Origin of the sequence: Mycobacterium sp. (assembly GCF_049281135.1) — a bacterium.
In the GTDB taxonomy this organism is placed as follows: Bacteria; Actinomycetota; Actinomycetes; order Mycobacteriales; family Mycobacteriaceae; genus Mycobacterium.
The window spans coordinates 1-15155 of sequence record NZ_JBAPRN010000334.1; the positions used below are offsets into that span (position 1 = coordinate 1).

Genomic DNA, 15155 nt, shown 5'->3' on the forward strand with positions numbered 1-15155 from the left:
GGCTCCGGTCATGTTCGTGGTGCCGCGGCGCAGCAGCTCGGACAGCGCGCGGCGCGGCGACGTGCCCGCCATCACGTCCTGCCCGATCTGCTCGAGAGCCTCGCGCAGATCCACCGGCGGGGCCAGTGGATCGGGCCCGCCGGTGTAGGCCGAATATTTCGCCGAATGACCTGACGAGTGAGCTTTAGCCATAGACGGTTTCGCCTTCCCCGGACACCTTGTCGATGCGCTTGGCCAAATACAGTGCCTCTAAGGCCAATTCCAGCGCCGCGGCGCGTTCGCCCTCGGATTCGGCTCCGAGCCGCTTGGCGATCGCCTCGATGATCGGCAGATCCGGCAGTGCCGCCAGCACGTTCTTGGCCGAGACTCGCTCACCGGTCGTCACCGCGGAGCCGCCCTCGACCGCGGCGACCAGCGGACCGACGTCGAGTCCGCCGAGCGCTCTGGACGCGGTGTCGGCGGTGGCCCGACGCAACAGGTGTTCCAGCACGGCCTGCTCGCGTCCTTCTTCCCCGGACTCGAACTCCAGCTTGCCGCGCAGCACGGCGATCACCGTGCCCAGGTCGACCACCCGCGCCACCGGGTCCGTCTCACCGAGCACCGCGCCGCGATGGCGCGCAGAGGCGGCAACGGTTTCGGCGGCGGCGATCGCGAACCGAGCCGAGACCCCGGACCGTTGGTCGACTGAGGTGGACTCCCGCAGGTAGCGGGCGAACCGGGCGATCACCTGGACCAGGTAGTCGGGCACCTGCGCGCTCAGATGCGCCTCCTGGCGGATCACCCCGACCTCGGCGTCGAGCTCGAGTGGATAGTGCGTACGGATCTCGGCGCCGAACCGGTCCTTGAGCGGGGTGATGATGCGACCCCGGTTGGTGTAGTCCTCGGGGTTGGCGCTGGCGACGACGAGCACGTCCAGCGGCAGCCGCAGGGTGTAGCCGCGAACCTGAATGTCGCGCTCCTCCATCACATTGAGCATCGACACCTGGATGCGCTCGGCCAGGTCGGGTAGCTCGTTGACCGCGACGATGCCGCGGTGCGCCCGCGGAATCAGGCCGTAGGCGATGGTCTCGGGGTCGCCCAGACTCCGGCCTTCGGCGACCTTGATCGGGTCGATGTCACCGACCAGGTCGGCAACGCTGGTGTCGGGGGTGGCCAGCTTCTCGGTGTAGCGCTCGCTGCGGTGCCGCCACTCGACCGGCAGATCGTCGCCGAGGGTGGCCGCTTTGCGGATCGACTCCGGGGTGATCGGGCTGTACGGATGCTCGCCGAGCTCGGCGCCACCGATCACCGGCGTCCACTCGTCCAGCAGGCCGATCAAGGCGCGCAGCAAGCGGGTCTTGCCCTGACCGCGTTCACCGAGCAGCACGAAGTCGTGACCGGCGATCAGCGCCCGTTCCAGCTGCGGTAGGACGGTGTCCTCGAACCCCAGGATGCCTGGCCAGATCGCTCCAATTTCTGCGCCCTCGGTGAGGCGTGCCAGCAGGTTTTCCCGGATTTCTTGCTTGACGCCCCGTTCGCGGTGCCCGGCGGCACGCAGTTCGCCGACGGTGCGGGGCAGGTTATTCGCAGCGGTCACCACTCCACGCTACGACGACGCGGCGGGTAACGGCACGTCCCCAGGTCACGTTCGCAAGAACAAGGCCGGGCAATCGCGTGGATTGCCCGGCCTTGCCGAGGTGAATCGTGCGATTAGCTGGTGGTGACGGTGGCCTTCTCGTCGCCCTCTTTCCAGGTGATCGTGCCGTGGTCGAACGTCGACTTGTAGGAGCCGTCGGGTTCCTTCGTCTCGTCGGTGGTCGGATAACCCAGCTTGCCCTGCGAAGCCTGGGCGTCATTCCACGCGTCGCGGATCTTGCCCCAAACGAAGTAGACCGGGCCGCCGTTCTTGTAGATCAGGACTCCGCCGTCGTACTGCTGGTAGACGCCGGTGTTGTCGGCGGTGGGCTTCTGGTTGTCGTAGGGAGCGCCCAGATCTTTCTTTTGCTCGTCGGTGAGGGTCTCCCACTTGGCCAGGATCGGCCCCTCCACCGTGTACTCAGTGCCGTTCTTCCCGGCGATCTGGGTCGAAGTCGGTGCAGCAGCACTCGTCGACGGCTCGGCCATAGCCGACGACGTCATCGCGGATGCCGAGGATGACGCCGCCGAACTCCCGGAGCTCGAGTTGTTCGACTGGTGACATCCCGCACCGATCAGAGCGAATACTGCAATTGCGACTGAGAACGACGCTGTCCTTTTGCTTATCGCGCGCATGTTTTCCTCTCGAATACCTTTCGAATCGCTCAGGACTCGTCCGGTAGACGCGCCCTAATTTTGACTCTAGGCCGAACCGATCTTGTACGGAAGAAAATCGGGGTGACCTAAATCAGCAGATAGCGATGCTTTGCTCACCAGTCGGCCGACGTTCAAGCGCGCGCCATCGAGTGGCCCAGGCAACTATCGGAGCGCTTCGACACGAAGCTCACAGTGGTCGACGCCCAGCTAGCCGATACCCTCAGTACCGTGAATTCCCCCGACTGGTGTGATCGACCCATGACGGCGCACTTCGGCCCCGCATCGTGGCAGTCCAGCGTGCTCGCCGTGCTCACCGCGATCTTCGTGCGACCGCTGCTGGGCGCCCTGACCGTGATCGGCCTCGTCGTCAACCGCTTGCGCCCCGACGCGCTGCAGCGGGCGCGACTCGACGGTATCGACCGCCCGCTGGGGCTGATTCCGCCGTTGCCCGGCACCGATATCACAAGAATCTCGTTGCCGCACTGCCCGGCCGAATGGGTCGTCGCGCCGGAAGCCCGCGATTCCAATTCGCTCATCGTTTATTTCCACGGCTCTGCTTTGGTGACCCTGGGACTCAACTCCCATCGTCGTTTCGTCAGCAGGCTGTCGGCAACTACCGGCGCGAAGGTATTGAACGTCGGCTATCGACTGGCGCCGCAAGCCAGTATCGAAGAAGCCGTCGCCGACGGATTGGACGGTTACCGCCACGCGCTGTCGCAGGGCTTCGCCCCCGAACGCATCGTGCTGGCCGGCGATTCGGCGGGCGGACTGATGGCCGCCGACGTCGCACTCGCGGCACGTGACGCCGGCCTGCCGGTGCCCGCGGGTCAGGCGCTGATGTCCCCGTTGACGTCATCGGACATGAGCCTGAAGTACCAGGCTCTGAAAGACCACCGGGACGTGATGTTCCCGTTCATGACGGTGAAGTTCATCTACGACGTGTTCGCCACCGTCAACGGCACCCGGCCGCCGCCGGTGATGCCGCCGGAGGCGGACCTGCACGGCCTGGGCCCGTTCCTGCTGCAGGTGGGCACCCACGAGATGTTGCTCAACGACACCTTCGCGCTGGCCGAACGGCTGCGGGCGCACAACGTCGAAGTCTGGGTTCAGCAGTGGCACAAGGCCATGCACATGTTCCAACTGAGCTTCGATGTCAACCCCGACGCCCGCCGCGCGGTCAACGAGGTGGCGGCGTTCATCCGCTACGCGACGACGGTGCAGGACGAGATAAGCGCCTGAAGCGCCGTGAGCTCCTAGTGAGCGAAGTGTCGGGCTCCGGTCAAATAGAGCGTCACGCCGGCCTTTTCGGCCGCCGCAGTCACCTCGTCGTCGCGCACCGACCCACCCGGATGCACGATCGCCTTGACCCCCGCGGCGGTCAGCGTCTCCAGACCGTCCGGGAACGGGAAGAACGCATCTGAGGCCGCAACGGCGCCGCGGACCCGATCTCCGCCGCGCTCGACCGCCAACCGTGCAGCGTCAACCCGGTTCACCTGGCCCATGCCGATGCCGATGGTCGCGCCACCGCCGGCGATGACGATCGCGTTGGATTTGACCGCGCGGCAAGTGCGCCAGCCAAAGGCCAGATCCGCCAGCGTGGCCGGGTCGGCCGGGGCACCGGTCGCCAGTGTCCAGTTGAGCGGGTTGTCGCCCGGCGCGTCGACCCGGTCGCGCTGCTGCATCAACATCCCGCCACTGATCTGACGGCGCTCGGTGTCGTCATCCATCGGCTCGGCCGCCACCAGCACCCGGACGTTCTTCTTGCGCGCCAACACATCAACGGCGCCCGGTGCGTAGGCCGGCGCCACGATCACCTCGGTGAAAATCGTGCTCACGTACTCAGCCATCTCGACGGTGACTTCGGTGTTGGCCGCGATCACTCCACCGAATGCGCTGAGCGGGTCGCACTCGTGGGCTTTGCGATGCGCATCGGCGACCGAATCCGACGAGACCGCTATCCCGCACGGGTTGGCGTGCTTGATGATCGCCACGCAGATCTGCTCGTGGTCGAAGGCGGCCCGCCACGCCGCGTCGGCGTCGGTGAAGTTGTTGTAGGACATCTCTTTTCCGTGCAGCTGCTCGGCCTGCGCCAGACCGGGCCACCCGCCGTCATCGACATAGAGCGCGGCGTGCTGATGCGGGTTCTCGCCGTAGCGCAGCTGGGTCGAGCGTCGCCACGTCCCGGCAACCCACTCCGGGAAAGCCGCGGCCGGCTCCTCGGGCGCCAGCGTCGACTCCATCCAGCCGGCCACCGCGACGTCGTACTCAGCGGTGTGCCGAAATGCCAACGACGCCAGCTTCTTTCGCTCGGCCAAGGTGAAACCGCCGCCGCGCACCGCGGCCAGCACTCCGTCGTAGCCAAGCGGATCGGTGACCACCGCCACGCTCGGGTGGTTCTTGGCCGACGCGCGGACCATCGATGGTCCGCCGATGTCGATCTGCTCGACGCACTCGTCCACACCCGCGCCGGACTCAACGGTCTCGCTGAACGGATACAGGTTCACCACCACCAACTCGAACGCCGCGATGCCGAGTTGCTCGAGCGCCGCAGCGTGCTCAGGCTTGCGAAGATCGGCCAGCAGCCCGGCGTGCACCCGCGGATGCAGGGTTTTGACCCGGCCGTCGAGCACCTCGGGGAAGCCGGTCAGCTCCTCCACCGGTGTGACCGGAATTCCTTTGTCAGCAATGGTTTTCGCGGTCGACCCGGTGGAGACGATCTCCACGCCGGCCTCGGCAAGACCGCGGGCCAGGTCGACCAGACCGGTCTTGTCGTAGACGCTGATCAACGCGCGGCGAATCGGCCGCTTCGCGTCATGGGTGCTCATCCGATAGTCGCCTTTCGTCCGATCCAGGTCACGCCGCCGGTCGCCACCGCGGCTATCACATCCACCAGGAGCCGTCGTTCGACGACCTTGATGCGCTCATGCAGGGTCTGTTCGTTGTCATCGTCGAGTACCGGGACGGCCTGCTGGGCAAGTATCGGGCCGGTGTCGGTGCCGGCGTCCACCAGGTGCACCGTGCACCCGGTGACTTTCACGCCGTGGGCCAGCGCGTCGGCGACTCCGTGTGCGCCGGGAAATGCCGGCAGCAGAGCCGGATGGGTGTTGAGGGTGCGGCCTTCGAACTTCGAAAGAAATTCTGGTCCAAGGATTTTCATGAATCCCGCGGACACGACGAGGTCCGGCGAATGTGCGGCCGTAGCTTCGGTGAGTGCGGCGTCCCATGCGTCGCGGTTGGGGTAGTCCGCGAGCCGCACCCGGAACGTCGGCAGTGACGCGTCAGCTGCGATGTCGGCCGCCGGACAGTCGCGATCGAGGCCGACTGCGACGACCTGCGCCGGATAGTCACCGACGGCGGAGTCCAGCAGGGACGCCAGCAGCGAACCGGTACCCGACGCCAACACCACCAATCGTGCCGGTGCACTGGGAGGCACGCGGAACGGTTGCTGCACAGGCCGAGCCTAGCTGTCGTCGTCCGGCGACGATGCGGGCTGGTCCGCGGCCCCTGAAGGGGCCGCCCGCTCCGACGGGTGATCTCCCGGCTCGTCTGCCGATATGTCGTGGGCCGCCACATCCGCGCCCGGATCGTCGGCCTCGGATGCAATCAGCGGCTCGATTTCCGGTTCGGCCGGCGGCGGCGCGGCCCGCTTGGGCTTTCGCGGCCGGTATCTGATGCCGCCGGCCATCGCAATGGTGAGCCAACCAACGGCGGTGAACCACAGAAAGACTGCGAACCCGAACGTGCTCTGGTCAAGTCCGACGCCGCCGAAGTTGCCCAACTGGCCGCTGCCGGCATAGCCGAGCAATGCCAAGGTCAGCGCCGCCACCAGTGCTGCAGTGCCCAACTTGGCCATCGCGTCGGACAGCGGTACCGGCCGGCGCGCGCACTGCTGTCCGAGCGCCACACCCGATGATGCTCCGACGATCAGCAGCGCAACCCCGGCCGGACCCAGTGGCGGGTGCGGCGCTGCGGCCAGCACCGGCAGCGCCGGGATGTCCCCACCGAAGACGGTGAACGAGCTGAACGTCGCAAAACCCAAGTGGGCGCTGGATCCCACGGCCATCGCGGCTGTCGCGACGATCACGTTGGGCACGTACAGAATCGAGAGCAGGGTCAGGCTGAACTGGCCGAATATCGAGTTGGTGATCGCGTATAGGTCCTGCATCGTCGACCAGTGCACGACCAGCGAGGCGGCCGCCACCATTCCCGACAGCCCGAGCAAAGCCAGCACGCCGGCCATCGCCGCGCGTAGTGCATCACCGAGCCAATCGGGCAGCGGCGACGCCGCGAGGGCCCGGCGGCCAACCCGCGAACCCACCCCGATGGACGCGCCGATGGCGTGCACGACCAGCACGCTCACGAAAGCGCGTAACGCGCTCGGCGTTTGCAACTCGGTGATGACCGATCCGGCGTCGTGAATGACGGCGAGCGCGATCGCGGCGATCAGCAGCGGTCCGCCCAGCGCCGACGCGAAGATCCACCGGATGGCGAACCACGAGGCGGTGGTCGTGGTGGCCAGGGCGGTGGCGCGCGAGGTACCCCACACCATCAGCAGCACCGGGAGCAGCGGCATCACACCCAGCTCGCGGCCGCCGATCGAGATCGGCACCTGATGCACACCGAGCCACATGCTGGCGATCGCACCCAGCGCACCGGTCATGTCGCTGTTGGCAATCACCAATTGCAGCAACGTCACCGCGGCGATGATTACCAACGCCACCACGGCGGGGCCGAACGCGACCCGCAGAAGGTCACGGGCCTGGTTGGCGCCAGGGGTTCGACTGTCCGGCGTCACGGTTTGAGGACGTTACCTACCAGGTCCCCTAGTCGGCGACCCGCCGCGCCCGACACTGCACGGTTAAGACTGTGACGGGCCCGACGGCGAGGACGGCGCTTGCGGCTGCTGACCCGAGCCGAACGAGTGCTGGCCGTGGGCCGAACCGCCCTGATCCGAGGAGTTGCCCTGCCCCGGCGTGCCGGAGCCGGACGACGGCGGCGGGCTGAAGCTCGGGAAACCCGTTGGCGGGGTGGGTGATCCGTGCTGCGACCCCGCCGAGCTCTGCTGTGGCCCGGGTTGCGCGGGGAAACCGCCGGTTGTCGGTCCGGAGGGGTAGCCGCCGTACTGGCTGCCGTAGCCGGACTGGCCATAAGGAGGCTGCTGCTGACCGTAGTAGCCGCCGTACTGCCCGTAGTACTGGTCGTACTTGGGCCGCGGCGCCGGTGGGGTGATCACACCGGCGTCCAGCAAGAGCGCGCTGATCGCGAGCAGTGCCTGGACCACGCCCGCGCCCACAGCGATCCACAGCGCCCACCCGCGACCAGATGCTCCGATGGTGTCCTCGATCAGCAGCAAGCCGCCCAGCGTCGCGACCGCGGCCACCACCGCGAAGAAATTCTTGGCCTTCGGCACCAGGCTGACACCGGCCAGCAGGCCCGCGAGCAGCGCCAAGTCCACCGGCAAAGTGCTCCCGCTTTCGACGAGCTCGTCGCCGTTGGGCAGGATGCGAGTGATCATCGGGCCGTAGCTGACCAGGTAGATCGCCAGGCCCAGCACCAGCACCCCGATGGTCAGATATTGCTTCAGGTTGCTTTCACCCTCGTCGCCTTTGTTGAACGACGGCGCGGCGGAAGCCGCGTACGAGCCGGGCGACTGCGCGGGTGGATATCCGGGACTGCCGGGCGGGTAGGTCATAACTTCTCCTGTGCCTTCCGATGCGGTTGCAGCGCCACTGTCATGCGGCGCTGGTATTCCCGCGCGCCGCTCCTCGCGAGGCTACCTGGTAACTCTCAACGAATGCCGGGGCGGAAGTTGGCGCGGGCATTGCGACGCGAGCCGATCAACCACGCTAGCGCACCTCGCGCGGTACGTCGGCGCGGCCTCCGCGCGTGTATCGCGTCCTGAATACCCACCCCCGGTGGTTGCCCGCAAGATTGGAACACGTTCTAATTCATCCATGGACTACGGGCTTGTGCTGTTCACCAGCGATCGCGGAATCACCCCGGCGGCGGCGGCCACTCTCGCCGATAACCACGGGTTTCAGACGTTCTACGTGCCCGAGCACACCCATATCCCAATCAAGCGTGAAGCGGCCCATCCGACCACCGGCGACGAAACGCTGCCCGACGACCGTTACATGCGCACGTTGGACCCGTGGGTGAGCCTGGGGGCGGCATGCGCCGTCACCTCGCGGGTGCGACTGTCCACCGCGGTGGCACTGCCGGTCGAACACGATCCGATCACTCTGGCCAAATCCATCGCCACGCTCGATCATCTCTCCGGCGGGCGAGTCAGCCTTGGTGTCGGGTTCGGCTGGAACACCGATGAACTCGCCGACCACAACGTGCCGCCCGCGCGGCGCCGCACCATGCTCCGCGAATACATCGAGGCCATGCGCGCACTGTGGACCGAAGAGGAAGCTTCCTATGAGGGCGAGTTCGTCAACTTCGGGCCAAGCTGGGCGTGGCCCAAGCCGGTGCAGTCGCACATCCCGGTGTTGGTCGGGGCGGCCGGCAACGAGAAGAACTTCAAGTGGATCGCGCGCAGCGCCGATGGCTGGATCACCACACCACGCGACTTCGACGTCGACGAGCCGGTGAAGTTGCTGCAGGACACCTGGGCCGCCGCCGGCCGCGACGGCGCGCCGCAGATCGTGGCGCTGGACTTCAAGCCGGTGCCCGAGAAGTTGGCGCACTGGGCCGAACTCGGGGTCACCGAGGTGTTGTTCGGATTGCCCGACAAGTCCGAAGATGAGGTCGCCGCGTACGTCGAGCGACTGGCCGGCAAGCTGGCCGCGCTGGTCTAGCCGCTGAATCCGATCGGAGGCGCATCGTGACAGCCGACAAGGAATCGGGCCGGCACTTTCCGTTTCGCTACGAAACCCGCCTGGCCCCGATGTGGCTGGCGTTTCGGGTCTGGCCCAGCACGCAGGGCGTCACCGTCACCGACGACGGCCGGCTGATCGCCCGCTATGGGCCGTTTCGGGTCGACGCGCCGCTGTCTCAGATTCAGAGTGCGCATATCACTGGGCCCTACCGATGGTGGACCGCCGTCGGGGCGCGGCTGTCGTTAGCCGACGACGGACTCACGTTCGGCACCAATGCAACGCAAGGCGTGTGCATCCACTTCGAGCCGCGTATTCGCCGCGTGATCGGGTTGCGTGACCACTCGGCGCTCAATGTGACCGTCGAGGATTGCGAGGGTTTGGTCGCCGCCCTGACCGATTAGCCGAGCGAGGCCTGGTTGATGTCCTCGTCGGTCGACTTCACGGTGATCCTGGCACCCAACGGGTCTCCGTCGGTCATCAACGCCACCAAGTCCTCGTCTTCGGTGAGCGCCATGAACCGAGAACCGTCGGCGTCGAGCCGACCGATGATGACACCGGTCGTCGTCGGCCAGTCGTACCGTACAGAGTAAGTCTCAATGGCGGCCGCGCCGTTGGCGTTTCGAGTGACCGGCACCTTCGGTAGTGCAGCGATGTCCTGCTGCAATTCCTTGCTACGGTCGATCGCCCACTCGCCGGGCTCGGTCGAGTACACGCCGACCGAATACTTACTCATCACACCGCCGTTGGCGCCGACGAGTCCGAACGAGCCTGGCTTGTCGCGCATGGCGGCCACGGTCTCCGCGATACCGTGCAGCGAATAGCTGTTGCCGGGGCCGCCGAAATACGGCAGACCTCCGGTGAGCGTCAAACCGCGTGGATCATCGGCGGTGAGCCCGAACTCATCGCACACCGCGAAGACCGGGAACGGGAAGCAGCTGTAGAGGTCGAACGTCGTCACGTCGTCGATTCCGATGTCCGCGACCCGGAGCGCCTCTGCCACAGCCTGTTTGGCGGAGTGGCTGATGCTGACATCGACACGGTCCAGCAAGTCCTGCTCGGTCTGATCCGCATGCCCCCGCAGATAGACCCACTTGCCCTCGGGCACCCCAAGTCGGCGGGCCGCCGAGACGGACATCACCACCGCGGCGGCGCCTTGATTGACGGTGTCGCGCGCCACCAGCAGTCGCGGATACGGGTCGCAGATCATCCGGTTCTCGTCGGTGACAGTTTCGATCTCCTCCACCGACCGTTCCACCGGCGAGGACGAAAACGGGTTCTTTGCAGCGACTCCTGTGAACGGAGCGAAGAGCTCGGCCATCGCGTGCCGGTAGTCGGCGACGGTGAGCCCGAGCCGTGCTCTACGCGCGTTGTCGAGCAGCCCGTACTGCACGGGCGCTCCGGTCAGCCCGTGCTTCGCGGTGTACTCGCTCATGTACTGCTCGAAACCATAGCCACGGTCCTCGAGCTCGCCACCGACGTTCTCGGTGAAGTCCGGCTTGTCGTCACGTCCGGTGAAGTACTTTGCCGTGGACCCAGGTTCGGAGCCAAGGATCAACGCGACCTCGACGTCACCGGCGGCGATCGCCCCGGCGAACTCCGTCATCAGCTTCTGCGGACCGTTGCCGCCGATGGGCTCGAGCACGGCGCGCGCCGGATCGGCGCCGACCCGGTTGGCCACCGATCGCACGTAGTTATCTGAGCAACCGAGCGGCGGCTTCGTGAACGGAGTGCAAATCTCGAACTGACGCAGACCGGCGAACACCTCGATGGCCCCCGCCACCGTGCCGACGTCCGCGCCGGTGTCAGCGAGCGCGGCGCGCACCGCCTGGGTCGCCAGGTCGACTGAGGACATACCCCGATAGCCGGCATCGTCGATACGTTCGGTGAACTGGCCCACTCCGACGACGACGGGAGTGCGCGGATCGACCGCCATTACGGGCCTCCTGACACGTGTTAATTCGTCAGGCTAACCGAAACCTGAAACGTGTTTCAATTCCGGCGCGTGCCGGAACTCCTACAGGCTCTGCAGGATTTGCCGTGCAAGCGCGGCGGTTTCCGACGGCGTCTTGCCGACCTTGACCCCGGCTGCCTCCAGAGCTTCCTTCTTGGCCTGCGCGGTGCCCGACGATCCGGACACGATGGCGCCGGCGTGGCCCATCGTCTTGCCTTCCGGTGCAGTGAATCCCGCCACGTAGCCGACGACCGGCTTGGACACGTTGGCCTTGATGTAATCCGCGGCGCGCTCCTCGGCGTCGCCGCCGATCTCACCGATCATCACGATGACCTTGGTCTCGGGGTCCTTCTCGAAGGCCTCGATCGCGTCGATGTGGGTGGTGCCGATCACCGGGTCACCGCCGATGCCGATCGACGTGGAGAACCCGAAATCGCGCAGCTCGAACATCATTTGGTAGGTCAGCGTGCCGGACTTGGACACCAGGCCGACCGGTCCCGGACCGCTGATGTTGGCCGGCGTGATGCCCACCAGCGCCTGTCCGGGGGTGATGATGCCGGGGCAGTTCGGCCCTATGATGCGGGTCTTGTTGCCCTTCTCGAGGTTGTAGGCCCAGGCATATGCGCTGTCCTGCACCGGGATTCCCTCGGTGATGACCACCAGCAGCGGAACCTCGGCGTCGATCGCCTCGATGATGGCGTCTTTGGAGTACACCGGCGGCACAAAGATGATCGACACGTCGGCGCCGGTCTTCTCGATGGCCTCGACGACGCTGCCGAACACCGGCAGTTCGACGGGGTCCCCGTTGACGTCCTTGTGCGCGACGGTGGTGCCGGCCTTGCGGGCGTTCACCCCGCCGACGATCTGGGTACCGGCCGCCAGCATCCGTGCGGTGTGCTTGGTGGCCTCAGCGCCGGTGATGCCCTGCACGACGACCTTGTTATTTGCGGTCAGGAAGATAGCCATAAGTCATTAGGTCCTTTGAATTCAGGCGTTCGCGAGTTCGGCGGCTTTGTCGGCGGCTTCGTCCATCGTCGGCACCACGGTCACCAGCGGGTGACTGGCCTCGGCCAGGATGCGCCTGCCCTCGTCGACGTTGTTGCCGTCGAGTCGAACGACCAGCGGCTTGTTGGCGTCGTCGCCGAGGATTTCGAGCGCCTTGACGATTCCGTTCGCGACGGCGTCACACGAGGTGATACCACCGAAAACGTTTACAAAAACGCTCTTGACCTGCGCGTCGCCCAGGATGACGTCGAGCCCGGCGGCCATCACCTCGGCCGAGGCGCCGCCGCCGATGTCGAGGAAGTTGGCCGGCCTGACGCCGCCGTGCTTCTCGCCCGCGTAAGCCACGACGTCGAGCGTGGACATGACCAGCCCGGCGCCATTGCCGATGATGCCGACCTGACCGTCGAGCTTGACGTAGTTCAGGTCGTGCTCTTTGGCCTTCAACTCCAACGGGTCGGTGGCGTCGCGGTCTTCGAACTCGACGTGGCCCGGCTGCCGGAAGTCGGCATTGCCATCGAGCGTCACCTTGCCGTCCAGCGCCAGGATCTGATCGTCGGGCGTCCGCACCAGCGGGTTGACCTCGACCAGGGTGGCGTCCTCCCCGACGAAGACCTCCCACAGCTTGGCGATGGTGATCGCCGCGGCGTCGAGCACCTCGGCCGGCAGGTGGCCCTGTTCGGCGATCGAGCGGGCGAATGCCACGTCGACACCCTTGACCGCATCCACCGGGACCTTGGCCAGCCGTTCGGGCTTGGTGGCCGCGACCTCTTCGATCTCCACGCCGCCCTCCACCGAGCACATGGCCAGGTAGGTGCGGTTGGCGCGGTCGAGCAGGAAGGAGATGTAGTACTCCTCCGCGATATCGCTGGCCTCGGCGACCAGCAGCTTCTTCACGACGTGGCCCTTGATGTCCAGGCCGAGAATGTTCTTCGCGTGGTTGTACGCGTCATCCGGCGTCGCGGCGTATTTCACGCCACCGGCCTTGCCGCGTCCGCCGACCTTGACCTGCGCTTTGACCATCACCGGGTGACCGATCTCTTCGGCGATAGCCTTGGCCCCGTCAGCGGTGTCTGTCACCCGGCCGGGCGTCGTTGGGACGTTGTGCTTGGCGAACAGCTCTTTCGCCTGATACTCGAAAAGATCCATGGGCTCACTTCTGTGTGTCGGCCTATTTCCAAGCGAGCCGGGGTTTTCCGACGCCCGCTAGCGGGAACTGTATCGACACGGCCTTAACGTTCCGTCGTCGGTATCGGTGGATGTGTCAGATCTCACCGGGCGGTCGAGAGTGATTCAAATCACAATCCCCGGTGGATTTCTGGCTGAGCTTGCGACCTCCCCAGGTCGCCGGTTAACGTCGCAGGGTCCAGATAACGTTATGGTTACGGCTCGAGGGACAATCAGCTTGACTCAGCAAATCCCGGCACCGTCTCCTGTGCAAGGAGAGCTTTCGGCGTACCGCGGCAGCTTGTCAGCCCCCAGTCGCAACGAAGTCACCGACATCATTCCTTTCAATGAGTTCGGCAAGCTCGACGACCTGGATTTCAGCGCGAATTCGCATTTCGACAAAGAAGCTCAGGTCCTGCGCGCGCCTGAGCTCGACGACCTGGACGACACCGACAACCTCGTCGTCATGAACCTGGCCGGCCCCAGCGTGTCCGAGCGCCACATCGACCCACTCCGGCGGGACGGGTACCGCGGTAACGGCGACGCGGCGTTGATGGCCCGGCGCGGGCAGCACCGCAAACAGCTGACCGGCCCGGCTCGAGGTCGCGTGCTGATCGGCGCAATGGCGGCCGGTGCCGCCGCCGCTGCTGCGCACTCGGCCACCGAGGCCCCAGACCACTCCAAGGCCCAGACCGTGCTGGCCGCCCAAGCCTCAGCGACCAACGGCGGGCCGATCAGCACCTCCGGTGGCGGTATGCAGATGGTGACCGTGCAGCCGGCCGCCAACGTCGCTGTCCACAACGCCGAGCTGGCCCACGGTGTCGCGTTCGCTCAGGAACGCGCCCAGCGTGAAGCCAGGCTGCAGCAGCCGCTGTTCGTCATGCCGACCAAGGGCATCTTCACCTCGGGCTTCGGCTACCGGTGGGGCGTCCTGCACGCCGGCATCGACCTCGCGAACTCGATCGGCACCCCGATCCACGCGGTCTCCGACGGCGTCGTCATCGATGCGGGCCCGACCGCGGGCTACGGCATGTGGGTCAAGCTGCATCACGCCGACGGCACGGTCACGCTGTACGGCCACGTCAACACCACCGTGGTCAGCGTGGGTCAGCGTGTGATGGCCGGCGACCAGATCGCCACCATGGGCAACCGCGGAAATTCCACCGGCCCGCACTTGCACTTCGAGGTGCTGCTGGGCGGCACGCAGCGGGTGGACCCGGTGCCGTGGCTGGCCAAACGGGGCCTGTCTGTCGGCACCTTCGCCGGTTGACCGGTGACCGACCCGAACAGTCCCGCACCAGGCGATCGCCCGCCTCCCGCAGCGCCAAGCGGGCCCATGCCCGCCGCCGGCGGTCCTGAGCAGTCCCCTCCAACGACGCGCATCATTCGCCGGGCGCCGACCGGGCCGTTGCCGCAGGCGGTCGACGACGCCCGCACCACGCACATCCCGCGCCCGCCGTCGCCCCCGCAATACGCTCCGCCGAGCAGGCCGCCCGCGTTGGCACGCAGCCCCTACGGCGAACCCAGCCGGACAACGGCGGTGGCCGCCGCGGCCGTCAGCATCATCAGCGGCTGGGCCACGTCAGTTGTGGCGACCGACCTGATCGCGGGCTGGTGGAGATCGGACCGGCTGTTCTGTGTCGCAGTGGCGTTCCTTGCGCTGGTGTTCGCTTTTGCCACCATCTCCGGGGTGATCCTGCTGCTGCTACGCCAACCCCTGAGCCGCTACCTGATTGTGGCGGGCGCCGTGGTCGCGATTCTGACCTACCTCGGCGTGTTCATTGCCGGCGCGCGGGTGGCCTGGATCGTGCACACCCTGCCAATTCTGCCGATCACCAGCGCCGTGCTGACCTTGCTGCCGCGCACCCGGGCCTGGCTGCTCGAGGACTAGAGCTTCGCTACCGGAGCGTGGTTGTGCATCAGCTTGACCCGCCCCGAAC

The 15155-nt window shown here is 66.5% G+C and carries 16 protein-coding genes; 6 read left to right on the plus strand and 10 right to left on the minus strand.

All coding sequences use genetic code 11. The features are described from left to right. The 3 genes from WAN02_RS13550 to WAN02_RS13560 all read right to left on the minus strand — a co-directional run. Window positions 1–192: hypothetical protein (locus tag WAN02_RS13550; RefSeq protein ID WP_422264707.1), on the minus strand; the 192-nt coding region annotated here is incomplete at its 3' end. Further along, window positions 185–1579 (minus strand): sigma 54-interacting transcriptional regulator, encoded by a 1395-nt coding sequence (locus WAN02_RS13555; RefSeq protein WP_422264708.1) that lies wholly within the window; start codon window positions 1577–1579, stop codon window positions 185–187. The genes WAN02_RS13555 and WAN02_RS13550, both read right to left, overlap by 8 nt. 110 nt (window positions 1580–1689) lie before the next feature. Beyond that, window positions 1690–2028: an LGFP repeat-containing protein gene (locus WAN02_RS13560; protein ID WP_422264709.1), complete on the minus strand. Its 339-nt coding sequence runs from the start codon at window positions 2026–2028 to the stop codon at window positions 1690–1692. 10 nt (window positions 2029–2038) lie between these two features. On the opposite strand from WAN02_RS13560, the gene WAN02_RS13565 reads away from it, so the two are divergent. Together WAN02_RS13565 and WAN02_RS13570 are read left to right on the plus strand one after the other, a co-directional pair. Continuing rightward, window positions 2039–2176, plus strand: a complete 138-nt coding sequence (locus WAN02_RS13565; RefSeq protein WP_422264710.1) for a hypothetical protein — start codon at window positions 2039–2041, stop codon at window positions 2174–2176. A 323-nt stretch (window positions 2177–2499) separates the two neighbouring features. Next, complete coding sequence (locus WAN02_RS13570; protein ID WP_422264711.1) at window positions 2500–3510, plus strand: alpha/beta hydrolase; 1011 nt, start codon at window positions 2500–2502, stop codon at window positions 3508–3510. 14 nt (window positions 3511–3524) lie between these two features. Here the strand turns inward: WAN02_RS13570 and purH are convergent, their stop codons facing one another. From purH to WAN02_RS13590, 4 genes are all read right to left on the minus strand, one after another. Then, the gene (purH, locus tag WAN02_RS13575) at window positions 3525–5096 is read right to left on the minus strand and encodes a bifunctional phosphoribosylaminoimidazolecarboxamide formyltransferase/IMP cyclohydrolase (RefSeq protein WP_422264712.1); all 1572 of its coding nucleotides are present in this window, start codon (window positions 5094–5096) and stop codon (window positions 3525–3527) included. Beyond that, complete coding sequence (gene purN / locus WAN02_RS13580) at window positions 5093–5722, minus strand: phosphoribosylglycinamide formyltransferase (RefSeq protein WP_422264713.1); 630 nt, start codon at window positions 5720–5722, stop codon at window positions 5093–5095. Before purN ends, purH begins: the two co-directional genes overlap by 4 nt. Before the next feature lie 9 nt (window positions 5723–5731). After that, the gene (locus tag WAN02_RS13585; RefSeq protein ID WP_422264714.1) at window positions 5732–7066 is read right to left on the minus strand and encodes a DUF6350 family protein; all 1335 of its coding nucleotides are present in this window, start codon (window positions 7064–7066) and stop codon (window positions 5732–5734) included. A 63-nt stretch (window positions 7067–7129) separates the two neighbouring features. Then, window positions 7130–7963 carry a DUF5336 domain-containing protein gene (locus tag WAN02_RS13590; protein ID WP_422264715.1) on the minus strand — a complete coding sequence of 278 codons (834 nt, stop codon included), beginning with the start codon at window positions 7961–7963 and terminating at the stop codon, window positions 7130–7132. 262 nt (window positions 7964–8225) lie between these two features. Between WAN02_RS13590 and WAN02_RS13595 the strand changes: the two genes are divergently transcribed. Both WAN02_RS13595 and WAN02_RS13600 read left to right on the plus strand, forming a co-directional pair. After that, on the plus strand, window positions 8226–9074 hold the full coding sequence (locus tag WAN02_RS13595; protein ID WP_422264717.1) for an LLM class F420-dependent oxidoreductase: 849 nt from the start codon (window positions 8226–8228) through the stop codon (window positions 9072–9074). 89 nt (window positions 9075–9163) lie between these two features. Further along, on the plus strand, window positions 9164–9496 hold the full coding sequence (locus tag WAN02_RS13600) for a hypothetical protein (RefSeq protein ID WP_422264724.1): 333 nt from the start codon (window positions 9164–9166) through the stop codon (window positions 9494–9496). On the opposite strand, the gene WAN02_RS13605 is transcribed toward WAN02_RS13600, so the two are convergent. The 3 genes from WAN02_RS13605 to sucC form a co-directional block, all read right to left on the minus strand. Further along, window positions 9493–11028, minus strand: a complete 1536-nt coding sequence (locus WAN02_RS13605) for an acetyl-CoA acetyltransferase (RefSeq protein ID WP_422264718.1) — start codon at window positions 11026–11028, stop codon at window positions 9493–9495. The two genes, WAN02_RS13600 and WAN02_RS13605, sit on opposite strands and share 4 nt — an antisense overlap. An 81-nt stretch (window positions 11029–11109) precedes the next feature. Next, entirely contained in the window at window positions 11110–12012 is a 903-nt protein-coding gene (gene sucD / locus WAN02_RS13610) for a succinate--CoA ligase subunit alpha (RefSeq protein WP_422264719.1), read from the minus strand. Window positions 12013–12033: 21 nt separating this feature from the next. Beyond that, a complete protein-coding gene (gene sucC, locus WAN02_RS13615) occupies window positions 12034–13197 on the minus strand; it encodes an ADP-forming succinate--CoA ligase subunit beta (RefSeq protein WP_422264720.1) in 1164 nt (387 codons plus the stop codon). 256 nt (window positions 13198–13453) lie between these two features. Here sucC and WAN02_RS13620 point away from each other — a divergent pair, with 256 nt between their 5' ends. Together WAN02_RS13620 and WAN02_RS13625 are read left to right on the plus strand one after the other, a co-directional pair. Beyond that, on the plus strand, window positions 13454–14485 hold the full coding sequence (locus WAN02_RS13620; protein ID WP_422264721.1) for a M23 family metallopeptidase: 1032 nt from the start codon (window positions 13454–13456) through the stop codon (window positions 14483–14485). A gap of 66 nt (window positions 14486–14551) precedes the next feature. Then, a complete protein-coding gene (locus tag WAN02_RS13625) occupies window positions 14552–15106 on the plus strand; it encodes a hypothetical protein (RefSeq protein WP_422264722.1) in 555 nt (184 codons plus the stop codon). Window positions 15107–15155 lie beyond the last annotated feature (49 nt).